General features: G+C 52.8%; 14 protein-coding genes. 6 read left to right on the top strand and 8 right to left on the bottom strand.

Annotated elements, in window-relative coordinates; genetic code table 11:
* Positions 1 to 320: 320 nt before the first annotated feature.
* From WH277_RS13215 to WH277_RS13195, 5 genes are all read right to left on the bottom strand, one after another.
* Positions 321 to 800, bottom strand: coding sequence for a YbjN domain-containing protein (locus WH277_RS13215; protein WP_133841081.1), 480 nt, complete (start codon positions 798 to 800; stop codon positions 321 to 323).
* A gap of 192 nt (positions 801 to 992) precedes the next feature.
* A complete protein-coding gene (locus WH277_RS13210) occupies positions 993 to 1,568 on the bottom strand; it encodes a YceI family protein (protein WP_133841082.1) in 576 nt (191 codons plus the stop codon).
* 121 nt (positions 1,569 to 1,689) lie between these two features.
* Complete coding sequence (gene rimK, locus WH277_RS13205) at positions 1,690 to 2,592, bottom strand: 30S ribosomal protein S6--L-glutamate ligase (protein WP_133841083.1); 903 nt, start codon at positions 2,590 to 2,592, stop codon at positions 1,690 to 1,692.
* A gap of 24 nt (positions 2,593 to 2,616) precedes the next feature.
* A complete protein-coding gene (gene nfsA / locus WH277_RS13200; protein WP_339505779.1) occupies positions 2,617 to 3,339 on the bottom strand; it encodes an oxygen-insensitive NADPH nitroreductase in 723 nt (240 codons plus the stop codon).
* Positions 3,323 to 3,610, bottom strand: a complete 288-nt coding sequence (locus tag WH277_RS13195) for a YbjC family protein (protein WP_133841085.1) — start codon at positions 3,608 to 3,610, stop codon at positions 3,323 to 3,325. The genes nfsA and WH277_RS13195 overlap by 17 nt, the downstream gene beginning before the upstream one ends.
* A gap of 202 nt (positions 3,611 to 3,812) precedes the next feature.
* Here WH277_RS13195 and WH277_RS13190 point away from each other — a divergent pair, with 202 nt between their 5' ends.
* The gene (locus WH277_RS13190) at positions 3,813 to 4,076 is read left to right on the top strand and encodes a GrxA family glutaredoxin (protein ID WP_200640794.1); all 264 of its coding nucleotides are present in this window, start codon (positions 3,813 to 3,815) and stop codon (positions 4,074 to 4,076) included.
* A gap of 127 nt (positions 4,077 to 4,203) precedes the next feature.
* Here the strand turns inward: WH277_RS13190 and ybjM are convergent, their stop codons facing one another.
* Positions 4,204 to 4,590 carry an inner membrane protein YbjM gene (gene ybjM, locus WH277_RS13185; RefSeq protein ID WP_159338111.1) on the bottom strand — a complete coding sequence of 129 codons (387 nt, stop codon included), beginning with the start codon at positions 4,588 to 4,590 and terminating at the stop codon, positions 4,204 to 4,206.
* Between the two features lie 297 nt (positions 4,591 to 4,887).
* Here ybjM and WH277_RS13180 point away from each other — a divergent pair, with 297 nt between their 5' ends.
* The 4 genes from WH277_RS13180 to WH277_RS13165 all read left to right on the top strand — a co-directional run bounded on the left by WH277_RS13180 (position 4,888) and on the right by WH277_RS13165 (position 9,986).
* A complete protein-coding gene (locus WH277_RS13180) occupies positions 4,888 to 6,576 on the top strand; it encodes an aspartate:alanine antiporter (RefSeq protein WP_339455068.1) in 1,689 nt (562 codons plus the stop codon).
* A gap of 217 nt (positions 6,577 to 6,793) precedes the next feature.
* Positions 6,794 to 7,534 (top strand): phosphatase PAP2 family protein, encoded by a 741-nt coding sequence (locus tag WH277_RS13175; RefSeq protein ID WP_171149367.1) that lies wholly within the window; start codon positions 6,794 to 6,796, stop codon positions 7,532 to 7,534.
* Positions 7,534 to 8,139: an undecaprenyl-diphosphate phosphatase gene (ybjG, locus tag WH277_RS13170; protein WP_159338128.1), complete on the top strand. Its 606-nt coding sequence runs from the start codon at positions 7,534 to 7,536 to the stop codon at positions 8,137 to 8,139. Before WH277_RS13175 ends, ybjG begins: the two co-directional genes overlap by 1 nt.
* Positions 8,140 to 8,702: 563 nt before the next feature.
* Positions 8,703 to 9,986 carry an HAAAP family serine/threonine permease gene (locus WH277_RS13165; protein WP_159338109.1) on the top strand — a complete coding sequence of 428 codons (1,284 nt, stop codon included), beginning with the start codon at positions 8,703 to 8,705 and terminating at the stop codon, positions 9,984 to 9,986.
* Between the two features lie 110 nt (positions 9,987 to 10,096).
* Here WH277_RS13165 and WH277_RS13160 read toward each other — a convergent pair whose 3' ends face one another.
* Complete coding sequence (locus WH277_RS13160) at positions 10,097 to 11,302, bottom strand: serine hydrolase (protein WP_133841091.1); 1,206 nt, start codon at positions 11,300 to 11,302, stop codon at positions 10,097 to 10,099.
* A 274-nt stretch (positions 11,303 to 11,576) separates the two neighbouring features.
* On the opposite strand from WH277_RS13160, the gene WH277_RS13155 reads away from it, so the two are divergent.
* Complete coding sequence (locus tag WH277_RS13155) at positions 11,577 to 12,233, top strand: HAD family hydrolase (protein WP_133841092.1); 657 nt, start codon at positions 11,577 to 11,579, stop codon at positions 12,231 to 12,233.
* 41 nt (positions 12,234 to 12,274) lie between these two features.
* Here the strand turns inward: WH277_RS13155 and WH277_RS13150 are convergent, their stop codons facing one another.
* Positions 12,275 to 13,387: a PQQ-dependent sugar dehydrogenase gene (locus WH277_RS13150; RefSeq protein WP_133841093.1), complete on the bottom strand. Its 1,113-nt coding sequence runs from the start codon at positions 13,385 to 13,387 to the stop codon at positions 12,275 to 12,277.
* Positions 13,388 to 13,458: the final 71 nt, after the last annotated feature.

The raw sequence follows: 13,458 nt of genomic DNA, 5'->3' as shown, positions 1-13,458 counted from the left end.
ATCTGGGGACGTTGCACGCGTAATGCAGCCACGCAAGAATAGCCCCAGTATCAGGATCAGACCAGCCCCTAGCGTAAAAAACGCCTTTTATCGATTTTTTATGCATGTTTCCTCTATGTGATACGCCATTCACGGCATAAACAGCGACAGATATCTGGCAATATAGGGCAAAATGCAGAATAAAAAGTGGTTATGATCATGCTGAAGTTGGTGTTTAAAACAGCATTTGATTCAGGGGCGTGGAGTGAACAGAGGAAACAGGATTAAAACGGGCGGAAAGAGTATCCGCCCGGAGGAAAGCATGGGTGTAAAAATGCCGATTAATGCAGAACCGAATGCCCCGTGCTCACGGGTGTCCGATCGTCATCTTCACCGATCATCAGTAGATTATTGGCAAAAGCCTCCATGACGATCATCGAAATTTGCTCTTCGCTCTGCTTCATAAAATGGACAAACTGGCCATAGGTCAACCCGGCGGTCACACTCAGCGACTGGCAGACTATCAGTTTCGGCAGATTATCGTCCTGAATATCAAGGAACGCTTTCACCGTCAGCGAACTGGCATTGATCTGTGACAATTCGCCCAGCAGCGGGATCAGGGCCGTGGGTTTAACTTCAGCCAGAGCCGAAAACAGAATGACGTTATCCACCAAATCGAGTTTGGCATCAAACACCCCATCAAAATTCTGCATATGCGGCAGATGTAGTGCCTGGCATGAATCACACTCAAACCAGGTGATGCTTTGCTGATCCAGCCAACGTCGCAATACGTCGAGATCCGGAACGACGAGTGAATCCATATTCTTTGTCTCATGCCGCAATAAAATTGCGCCCTAGCTTACGTAAAAACGCCGCCAAAAACCATGATTACGACAGAAATATGACGCCAGCAGCTGGTTTTAAGCATTAACTCAGGGAGACACTTCCTGGCCACGCCGCCTGAGGCAACAACAGAACGCCCCCTGCCGCTGCAGCATTCAGACCAACGAATATTATGGCCGCGTGGCGTGCGCCGCAATCGTCAGGTCAATTGCCACCCGATCGTCAACAATGCCGACAAGGCGATCAACCCGAAATGCACTGCGCGAAATCGCGGTGGATGCATGCAGTGCCAGCGTTTGTGCCTCTGGCGATAACACACCGTGATTATCCAGCGTCGCCTCCATGATGATCGGACGACGAACATCTTTGACGGATAAAAGACCGAAAATTCTGAACTGCCCCTGCCCCAGTGCCACCACGCGGCTGCTGGTAAAGCGTATCCAGGGATAATGAACCGCATCAAAAAACAGGGCACTTTTCATCTGACTGGTGAGGAGGATGTTTGACGCAACCAGCGTGGCGACCGGTATTTTCACCTCAATATGATCGTCCCAGTCCGCCATGGGATCCAGTATCACCGTTCCCGTCACCCCCTCTAAATGCGCCTGAGAAAACGCGTGGCCAAACGCGCGCCAGGAAAGCCCGATGGCAGTTTTGTCCGTCGAGATGACATAGGTTTCAGGCGCAGCATACAGAACCGGGCTGATCAGCAGTAAAAAACTCAGAAAGCAGCAAGAACGCATCATGGGTAAACCTCTCTTTAGACGTCATTGCGTAAACACCTGACCGCATGATTTTATTCACGGTACTCTCTGCATTACCCTTTTACAGCGTCACCCCTCTGTTGAATAAGATCGCTTCTTGAGGTTAACCACCGGTTTTCAAACAAAAACCCGGCTGGGCCTGCTCTTCAATCCAGCCAATCATCATCGCCGCAATATCCAGGCCGGTGGTTTTCTCAATACCTTCTAATCCAGGAGATGCGTTAACTTCCATCACCAGCGGTCCCCGGCTGGCACGCAGAATATCGACGCCGGCCACATCAAGCCCCAGCGTGGTGGCCGCTTTAATCGCTATCTCTCGCTCGCTGTCGCTGATCGTCACACGCCGGGCAGTGCCGCCGCGATGCAGGTTAGAACGAAAATCACCTTCTTTTGCCTCACGCTCGATCGCACCCACCACTTTCCCACCGATCACCAGGCAACGCACGTCACGCCCGCGCGCCTCTTTGATAAACTCCTGTACCAGAATATGAGCATTCAGACCGCGAAAAGCATCAATCACACTTTCCGCAGCCTGGCGGGTTTCTGCCAGCACCACTCCAATCCCCTGGGTACCTTCCACCAGCTTGACCACCAACGGCGCACCGCCCACCATCTCGATCAAATCGCGGGTGTCATCCGGTGAATGGGCAAATCCGGTGATCGGCATGGCAATCCCCGCTCGCGCCAGGAGTTGCAGCGAGCGCAGCTTGTCACGCGCCCTGGCTATCGCCAGCGATTCATTCAGCGGGTAGCTGCCACACATTTCAAACTGGCGCAGTACCGCCGTGCCGTAAAACGTGGTGGCCGAACCAATGCGTGGAATAACCGCGTCATAATGTGACAGCTGGCGCCCCCGGTAATGGATAGCCGATGCGCCAGGGTTGATATTCATATAGCAGGAGAGCGGGTCGATGACGTCAATGCTGTGACCACGCGCTCGCGCGGCCTCCAGCAGACGTTTACACGAGTAAAGCGAACCATCACGGGAAAGAATAGCAATTTTCACCAATAGCCTCCGGGGCCAAAAGGATTAGCGCGTAGCCCAGCCCTGCTGATGCAGGTAATCAAGAATAAACGGACGGCTCTCCTTGATCAGCGTCTTCTGAATGTGCTCGCTCCAGCTTTCCGAGCGACGGTTGCTGTCGCGTGACTGGTAATAGGCCACCAGTTCGCGGTCATATTGCGCCAGTAACGCAGGATCGATCGGCTGATAACAGTTTTCATGCATCAACAGCCCCGCAGGCATACGCGGTTTATGATCAGGATCCTGCTCCGGGCTGCCCAGGCAGAGGCCAAACAGTGGCAGAACGAACTTCGGCAAACCCAGCAGCTCCGTCACATCAGCGATATGGTTACGGATGCCACCAATAAAGCAGCCGCCGAAACCGAGCGATTCGGCAGCGACCAGAGCATTCTGCGCCATCAACGCCGTATCGATACAACCCAATAGCAGCTGTTCTGCCAGCCCTAATTCGGCGTCCGGGCAGATCTGCTGGTTACGGTTGAAATCGGCACAAAACACCCAAAATTCGGCGGCCTCGGCAACGTATTTTTGCCCGCCGCTCAAAGCGACCAGCGCATTGCGCGTCTCAGTATCCGTAATACGAATAATCGAGGAGCACTGTAAAAAGCTGGAGGTGGAGGCCGACTGTGCAGCATCCAGAATCGCGGCACGCTGCTCTGCGGTGATAACCTGGTCGCTGTAGGCGCGAATCGAACGGTGTGAACGCAGTAGTTCAATGGTCGGCGTCATGGGAATCTCCTGATTTGGGCTTATCACGCGAACGGCGCGTGTTAAAAAGTTCGGGTGCCATCACCTTCGCTGTCCGCCACATCATCACCGTGGCGGCAGGCAGCATCAGGGCAATACCGGCAAAGATCATCAGCGTTGCTGCAAGCTTACCGGTAAAAGGCGACGGCAAGGGTAGCATTTCATGTAACGTGAGGTAAGACAGGATCAAGAGCAAAATACCGAATACTTCGAGAACTAACACCGCCCGGGGCAGTTGACTAAAGGCACGCATAACGGCTCTCCTGCTGATGACGATATTCCTGCTGAAAGGGGGTATTAAAGCGTAGATTATGCCCTTGTGCATAGGTGCTGCGAATCAGACTAACAGGTAATTCCTTCTTCCTTTCACCGGAGGATGCGGGCATCATAAGCGCCATTGAGCAATGAAATGTGATGTTAATCACATAAAATTCTGACCCTTTGAGGAGAAACCTATGTTTGCAGTGATTTTTGGACGCCCTGGCTGCCCTTACTGTGTTCGCGCGACCGAGCTGGCTGAAAAACTGACTGAAGAACGTGAAGACTTCAATTTCCGCTACATCGATATTCACGCGGAAGGGATCACTAAAGCTGACTTAGAGAAGACGGTGGGTAAACCGGTAGAAACCGTGCCGCAGATCTTCCTCGATTCAACCCATATTGGCGGCTGCACTGATTTCGAAGCCTATGCCAAAGACAATCTGGGCCTGTTCCAGTAATCATCACCGCCTTGCGGGGATGATTACCGTAGGGGTCGATCATCTTTTCCGATCGACCCGTATCACCGCAGCCATGATGACTGTCAGGGCCGATCGTTGAGATCGGCCCTTTGCTTTTGCAGCAATGCTATAAACGCCCTTTTCCATCCTGCTGGTGATGGATATCCATCAGCGTGCGCCACAGCATCACGCCCAATGTGCCAGACCCGCACCAGAATACCGCACTGGCGATAAACGCGATCTCCTGCCCCAGGCCCACAGAGTTAAAACCGTCAGACTGCATCAGCACTAGGCAAGGAGGGGATGCCAGTGCGATAGCAATCACCATTGCCGTCAGAGGGGACTCTTTTGAGGTCAACGCTGCCAGCGCGCCCGGCAGCACAAACAACAACAGACCCAACTGTGCATGGCCGATGTATCCTGCGGGCAGCGGATAGCGCACGGCGATATAGATCGCACCATAGAGTGCGCTACAGGCAATCAGGCCTGTCCAACGGATACCTTTTATCCACACGGGAATTTTCTCCAGGTTATTTAAAACCCAATTCAATTCAACGCATCAATTAGCCATTTCAGTCACTATGGGTAATTGCCGTTTTTGGTCAGCCTATTCGATAAAAACAGAACGGGTAACAAATAAGCGTGCCGGAGACTGGCTGTCAATCGGCATAGGGATTAACATAGTGGTGCAATTTATCTGGCTGTTGGCAAGTCCTGTTAACCCACAGCGGACGAATGACGAACACAGGGTGGAATCTAGCGTATAAACCCCTTTTCTTCAATAGGTTACTGGTAAACAAGAAGTTAAACCGTGAATATAAACATCGCAGATTTGTTAAGTGGAAATTACATTCTGTTATTATTTGTCGTACTCGCCCTGGGGTTATGTTTAGGCAAACTTCGGTTAGGATCTGTTCAACTGGGTAATTCTATTGGTGTTTTAGTTGTTTCATTACTGCTCGGCCAGCAGCATTTTTCGATTAATACTGAAGCACTCAATCTCGGCTTTATGTTATTTATTTTTTGTGTCGGCGTGGAAGCCGGGCCGAATTTTTTCTCTATTTTATTCCGCGATGGAAAAAACTATCTCATGCTGGCGATTGTCATGGTCACCAGTGCGATGATACTTGCGCTTGGACTCGGGAAACTGTTCGGCTGGGATATCGGCCTGACCGCCGGGATGCTGGCCGGTTCAATGACCTCCACGCCGGTGCTGGTTGGCGCGGGCGATACCCTGCGGCAAACCCTCACCGACGAGAAAAGCCTGACGCTGGCACAGGATCATCTTAGCCTTGGCTATGCGCTGACCTACCTGATGGGCCTGGTAAGTTTGATTATTGGTGCACGTTACCTGCCTAAATTACAGCATCAGGACCTGCCGACCAGCGCACAGCAGATTGCCCGCGAACGTGGGCTGGACCCGGACAGCCAGCGCAAAGTCTATTTGCCAGTGATCCGTGCCTATCGCGTTGGCCCGGAACTGGTTGCCTGGAGCGATGGGAAGAATCTGCGTGAGCTGGGTATCTACCGTCAAACCGGCTGCTACATTGAGCGAATTCGCCGTAATGGCATTCTCGCCAACCCCGACGGCGATGCCCTGCTCCAACCTGGCGATGAGATCTCGCTGGTAGGCTATCCTGACGCGCATTCCCGCCTGGATCCGAGCTTCCGTAACGGAAAAGAAGTGTTCGACCGCGACCTGCTGGATATGCGCATCGTCAATGAAGAGATCGTGGTTAAGAATAACAATGCCGTGAATAAACGTCTGAGCCAGTTGAAGCTGACAGACCACGGCTGCTTCCTTAACCGGGTGATCCGCAGCCAGATCGAAATGCCTATCGACGACAACATTATCCTGAACAAAGGCGATGTGTTGCACATCAGCGGTGAAGCACGACGCGTGAAATCCGTCGCCGACCGCATCGGCTTTATCTCGATTCACAGTCAGATGACCGACCTACTGGCATTTTGTGCCTTCTTTATCGTCGGCCTGATGATCGGGATGATCACCTTCCAGTTCAGCAGCTTTAGTTTCGGCATTGGCAACGCGGCAGGTCTGCTGTTTGCCGGTATTATGCTGGGATTCCTGCGTGCCAATCATCCAACCTTTGGCTACATTCCTCAGGGCGCGCTGACGATGGTGAAAGAGTTCGGGCTGATGGTATTTATGGCGGGTGTCGGTTTAAGCGCCGGTAGCGGCATCACCCACGGTTTAGGCGAAACCGGTCTGCTGATGCTGGGTGCCGGGCTGGTTGTCAGTCTGGTGCCGGTGATTATCTGCTTCCTGTTCGGTGCCTGGGTACTGAAAATGAACCGCGCCCTGCTGTTTGGCGCCATTATGGGTGCCCGCACCTGCGCCCCGGCGATGGAAATAATCAGCGATACTGCACGTAGTAACATCCCGGCACTGGGCTATGCAGGAACCTATGCCATTGCTAACGTTTTACTGACGCTGGCTGGAACATTAATCGTGATAATCTGGCCGATTTTAGGCGGATAAAATAATTAATCGATTTCAGAGAACTTTTGTGACGGCGTGAAGTCTTAATTTATGCCACTGCTTTTCTTTGAAATCCCCTTATTGTGGAGCCCGTTAATCTTATGATTTTCGGGTTTTTTTCTTTTCTGCTCCTGTCCGATTTTCTGCGGCCTTCTTAATGTTTCCTTAAGCCCCTCACGGCAAAGTAGCACCATGCTCCCCTGGTCGCCAAACTGTCATGAAATCATCATTAATTCTCAACAAAAGCCAAACGAATCGTGTAATTAAGAGCGATTCTCTTTACCCCTTGCCCACACACTTTTACCTTAAGCAATTCGTGCTACTGATCCTCAGCGCCATGGTGTTTATCTGGTTGTCGCGCAGTGAAAGCATCGATATGGCGATCACTCGCCTGTGGTTTGACCCGCTGACACAGCAATTTCCGTGGAAAGATAATCACTGGCTTGATTTGATTAACCATCGGCTGCTTAAACAGATGGTCATTGGCGGGGGTATCGTACTGCTGCTGGCCGGCGTGGTACGCCGTCAGCCACGCTGGGTATTAGTGGCATTGTTGATGGGCATTGGCCCGCTGGTGGTGGGCGTACTCAAGGCCACCAGTGCCCACTCCTGTCCGTGGGATCTGGTGGAATTTGGGGGGAAGGCGGTCTCATACCCGTTGTTCGGCGCTGTCCCGGTGAACAGCGGGCCGGGACGCTGTTTCCCCGGCGGCCATGCATCCAGCGGCTTCAGTGCCCTGGCGCTGTTTTTTCTGTTCTACCCACAACGCACACGCCTGGCCTGGGCCTGCTGGTGGGCAGCCCTGACCGTTGGCATGGTGATGGGCTTTGGACAGATTATGCGCGGCGCCCACTTTCTCTCCCACAACCTGTGGGCAGCATGGTGGGTCTGGCTGACGCAATGTGTGACTTTCGGATGCGTAACGTATCTGCTTAACAAGACGAGGAAATCAACATGATGGAAGAGCTGAACCGGGCACTGTTTCTTTGGGTCAATGCCAACGCGGCGTCACCCGAATGGCTGATCGACCTGGCCACCTTTATTGCCCGTGATGTGATCGCCATTGTTCCCCTGCTGATCGTGGGCCTGTGGCTGTGGGGGCCTCGCAGCCAGCTCACTTCACAACGTGTGCTGGTGGTTAAAACCGGCATAGCACTGCTTTACGCCCTTGCGATTTCCTGGTGCCTGGCGCAACTCTTCCCACACCCGCGCCCTTTTGCTATTGGTCTGGGGCATCAGTTCCTGTCACATGCGCCGGATGACTCTTACCCCAGCGATCACGGTACGGTGATCTTTACCTTTGCCATTGCCTTTATCTGCTGGCACCGCCTGTGGTCAGGCGCGATTTTGATGGTGACTGGCGCAGCCATTGCGTGGTCGCGCGTTTATCTGGGCGTACACTGGCCGCTGGATATGCTGGGTGGCATGCTGGTGGGACTGCTCTCCTGCCTGTTTGCGCAAATATTCTGGCAGTTGTTTGGCGCGACATTGCTACCCCGCCTCTCTTCTCTCTATCGGGCGTTGTTTGCCTTCCCCATCAGTAAAGGATGGGTACGCGATTAATCCAACATGATGGGCCTGATTATTCAGGCCCTTTTACTTTGATGCAGATCACACCTCTCCCTGTTTTTTTAAAAAATGCACGGCTATTTCATGCAAATCACTTTTTGCTTATTGCGCAACATCATCAACCTATCTCCCAGATATTATGCGTGTTGCGCAAGGCGCTTAAATTAACCGCAAACCACTCCACTAAAAAAAATACAAAACATTGATAATTAAAGAATTATTAAAAACAAAGCTGATGTTTTCGCCACCTACGCTCACTATTTCACCATACCAAAATGATAAAAATCAGTGTAAATACCTGTTTAAACACTCATTACCTGGTCAATAACCCCTTCAAAAACCCACCCTACAGATGTTCACACTAAAAAAGGTGATGGAAATGTGATTTCGATCACCGGTAACCCCAAAGACAGTGCTTTCTTCTATTTTTTCTAGTGGTAGAGTGTGCGCCATAAAATCAGAGTAATTAATTAAAGCCGTAATCAGGGGTTAATTCTGATATCGCGGAAGGAATACGATTTAGTTAATTGTTTTAACATTTCAACCCTGGAGAAATCATGGACACATCCCAAACGGCGGTGTTGAGCCCCGAAGCAACGCAGGATGCCAGCGCGTGGCGTAAAACTGACACTATGTGGATGCTCGGCCTTTATGGTACGGCGATTGGTGCGGGCGTACTGTTTCTGCCAATCAATGCCGGAATTGGTGGCCTGATCCCGTTGATCATCATGGCCGTACTGGCCTTCCCGATGACCTATTTTGCTCACCGTGGACTCTGCCGCTTCGTCTTGTCTGGCCGTAATCCGGGCGAAGATATTACTGAAGTGGTTGAAGAACATTTTGGCGTGGGTGCCGGTAAGCTGATCACCCTGCTCTACTTCTTTGCCATCTATCCGATCCTGCTGGTCTACAGCGTGGCGATCACCAATACCGTGGAAAGCTTCATGACTCACCAGTTGCAGATTCAGGCACCGCCACGTGCGCTGCTGTCTCTGATTCTGATTGTCGGTCTGATGACGATTGTGCGTTTTGGTAAAGAGATCATCGTCAAAACGATGAGCGTGCTGGTTTATCCGTTTGTTCTGGTACTGATGCTGCTGGCGTTATACCTGATCCCACACTGGAGCAGCGCAATCTTCGACAACGTCAGCCTGAGTGGCAGCGGAAAAGGTCTGATGATGACTTTGTGGCTGGCCATCCCGGTCATGGTGTTCTCCTTCAACCACTCACCGATTATCTCTGCCTTTGCCGTTGCCAAACGCGAAGAGTACGGCGACCAGGCTGAACCAAAATGCTCACGCATTCTGGCACGCAGCCATATCATGATGGTGCTTACCGTGATGTTCTTCGTGTTCAGCTGTGTATTGAGCCTGACACCGGAAAACCTGGCGGAAGCCAAGTCCCAGAACATCTCTATTCTGTCTTATCTGGCGAACCACTTTGACACCCCGCTGATGGCGTGGCTGGCACCAATTATTGCGATGGTGGCCATTACCAAATCCTTCCTGGGCCACTATCTGGGTGCACGTGAAGGCTTTAATGGTACGGTGAATAAGATGCTGCGCAGCCGGGGTAAAACCATTGCCGAGCATAAACTGAACCGCTTTACCGCGCTGTTTATGCTGGTGACGACCTGGATTGTGGCAACACTCGATCCAAGCATTCTCGGCCTGATTGAGAGCCTGGGTGGCCCTATCATCGCCGTGCTGTTGTTCCTGATGCCGATGTACGCGATTAACAAAGTCCCGGCGATGCGCAAATACAGCGGCAAGCTGAGCAATGTGTTTGTCGTGCTGGTAGGCCTGGTGGCAATTTCCGCCGTGGCGTATGACCTGATCTGATGTTCACAGGGTCAGGCATGCCTGACCCCTACCGCTTTGCACACCTCGCCCTGCAAAATCCCGAAGTCGTATGTAGGGGCGAGGCACGCCTCGCCCAATACGTTGACGATTTACGCGAACCAGCTACCAAACCAGCTATTCATCTTCATCATCACGAAGTCCCACATGCGGCTAAAGAATCCCCCCTCTTTCACTTCCTCCAGCACCACCAGCGGGCGTTGCTCAATCGATTTGCCATCCAACTGGAAGTCAATTGTCCCAACGACCTGATGCTTAGCCAGCGGCGCCGTCAGCTGCGGTTGGGTCAGTGTGAAACTGGCCTTCAGATTTTTCATCTGCCCTCTTGGCAGCGTAATTGAAGCATCCTTCGCCACACCAAGACTGACCTCTTTCCGGTCGCCAAACCAGACGCGCTGGGTGGCAAATGCGTTCCCCGCTTTAATCGGCGTGATGGTCTCAAAAAAACGGAAGCCCCAGGTCAGCAGCTTTTCACTTTCGCGGAAACGAATCGCATCGGTAGCCGCACCCAGCACCACGGAGATCAGGCGCATATCGCCGTCCGTCGCGGAAGCCACCAGGTTGTTGCCGGCACCGGACGTATGACCCGTCTTGATACCGTCAACGTGCAAATTGGTACTCCACAGCAGGCGGTTGCGGTTGTGCTGGCGAATCTTATTGAAGGTAAATTCTTTCTCTTTGTGCAGGGCATACTCTTCCGGCACATCGCGAATCAACGCCTGGCCGATCAGCGCCATATCGCGAGCAGTGCTGTACTGACCGGAGGAATCCAGCCCGTGCACTGTTTTGAAATGGGTATTTTGCAGCCCCAGCGCCTTCACGTAGTTATTCATCAAGCCAACAAACGAATCCTGGCTGCCCGCCACATGATCGGCCAGGGCAATACTGGCATCGTTACCGGACTGGATCACAATGCCTTTATTCAGCTCTGAAACCGGGATACGGTCGCCGGGTTTCAGGAACATAAGGGATGACCCCTGCAATACCGGGTTACCGGTGGCCCACGCGTCTTTGCCAACGGTCACCATATCATCGTTGCTGATTTTGCCTGCTTTCAGAGCCTGCCCGGTAACATAGCTTGCCATCATTTTCGTCAGGCTGGCCGGGTCAAGGCGCTGATCGGCATTAGACTCGGTGAGCACTTTACCGCTGTTATAGTCCATCAGCACCCAGGCTTTCGCCTCAATCTGCGGAGCGGCAGGTGCCTGCTCTGCTCTGACGGGGGATAGCGTGAATAGCAACAGCGTGGAGGTGGTAGCCAGTGTATAAACACGGGATGACAGGGGAATATTCTTCATGTCGTGACCAGGTATCCATTTGAAAGACAATGATTAAAATTAAAGCCAGGAGACTAACTCCCTACACTAAGGTGTTACATCCTGAAAAAGAACAATTTTACCGTAAAGATTTCTAGAGTTTATTCAATATGGCAGATTTTTCCTGCAATAAGGCACAATCTAGCGTCATTTTCACAAAGAGTAAAACGGGCGTAAATCCGAATTATCGGCGAACAGTTAAGCCTGTCACAAAAATCCGCTAATCTGAGAAAAGTCTGCAAGAGGAGTCACGACGATGGATTTAGCGCTGTTTGATCTTGATGAAACACTGATTTGTGAAGACAGTACCGGCCTGTGGCTGCGCTGGCTGGTTTCCCAGGGATTTGCCCCTGCCGCTCTGATCGATGAAGAGCGGGCGCTGATGGAACAATACTATCAAGGCTCGCTGTCGATGGAAGCCTATATGCATACCACACTCTCCCCGCTGGCTGGGATGTCAGCCGCCACGGTATCCGGCTGGATCCGCCGCTTTATTCAGCGAGACATCCTGCCACGCGTCTACCCTGCCGCCCGCGAGCGAATGCGCTGGCATCAGGAACGTGGCGATACCGTCATTGTTATCTCGGCCAGTGGTGAACATCTGGTTACACCGATCGCAGAACAGTTGGGCGCGTGCGGTGCACTGGCGATTGGCGTGGAGATCGTTGATGACCGCTACAGCGGCCAGACCTATGGCACCATGACCTATAAAGAGGGCAAAGTCAGCCGTCTGAACGACTGGTTGCAACAGGCGCAAACGCCGACCTATTCCCGCACCTGGGCTTACAGTGATTCCATCAACGACCTGCCGATGCTGGAACATGCGGACCATGCCTGGGTTATTAACCCTGCGGAACCGCTCAGCCTGCTGGCTCAGCAGCGCGGCTGGGAAATCTGTCACTGGCTTCGGTAACGTTCAGGGCTGATCGTTTCCGGTCAGCCCTGCTTTGTTGCTTAAGGCTGCAACCCCACCTTCAGCAGTTTGCCATTCGCCTCGTCAGTCAGCACATACAGCCAGCCATCCGGCCCGGCCCGTACATCACGAATACGCTCACCACGGTCGGCCAGCAGACGTTCCTGCCCTTCAACCCGATTGCCATTAAGGCTCAGGCGGATCAGGTTTTTCTCTTTCAGTGCACCGATAAACAGTGAATCTTTCCACTGTGGGAAGCGTGTGCCGCTGTAAAACGCCATGCCGCTAATCGCCGGAGAAACTTTCCAGTACCAGACGGGTTGCTCGGTTCCCGCCACGCGGCCTCCTTTCGAGCCGGGGACTTTTTCACCACTGTAATCAATCCCCCATGTCGCCAGCGGCCAGCCGTAATTATTGCCCCGGTGTGGGATATTCACTTCATCGCCGCCACGCGGACCGTGTTCACTCTCCCAGATTTCACCGCTGGCCGGATTCAGGGCAAGTCCCTGCGGATTACGCATCCCCCAGCTCCAGATTTCAGGCCGAGCCCCTGCTTTAGTGGTCAGTGGATTATCGGCCGGAACAGAGCCATCGGCGTTAAGACGAACAATCTTGCCTTGCAGAGCCGACAAATCCTGCGCTTTTTCAGCCTGGAAATTATCACCAAAAGCGATAAACAGATGGCCGCTGCGGTCAAAGGCCAGGCGTGTCCCCAGATTGGCACCGGTTGACATCCCCTGCTGCCGCAGCACTTCGCGGAAGTCACTCAGCTGGCGATGATCCTCGCTGAGCCGGCCATAGCCAACTGCCGCTCCGGCGCGGCCGTCCTGCCCGGCGACGGTATAACTGAGCCAGACGCGGCGGCTGCTGGAGAAATCAGGTGCCAGTACCACATCCAGCAATCCGCCCTGGCGCTGCGCCCAGACCTCAGGCACACCACCAATCGGTTCAGACAGCCCCGCTCCGGCCTGCCAGCGGCGTAACTGGCCGGAACGTTCGGTGATCAACATCCCCTGGTTATCCGGTAGAAAGGCCAGCGACCAGGGATGATCCAACCCATCCTGTAGCACCTCAGCATGGACTTTTTCAGCCCGTATCGCTGGGCTGAGTAATAACGCTGACACCATCGTTAACGCCGCCAGGCAACCTCTCATCGTTATGCTCCTTATCGCTATTTGTTAATTAAACGTAGTTAAATTACCAATAATTGCCGAATTATCCGGTT

Origin of the sequence: Erwinia sp. MYb416, from assembly GCF_037479575.1 — a bacterium.
Lineage (GTDB): Bacteria > Pseudomonadota > Gammaproteobacteria > Enterobacterales > Enterobacteriaceae > Erwinia > Erwinia rhapontici.
This window is presented reverse-complemented; position numbering and strand designations above follow the sequence as displayed.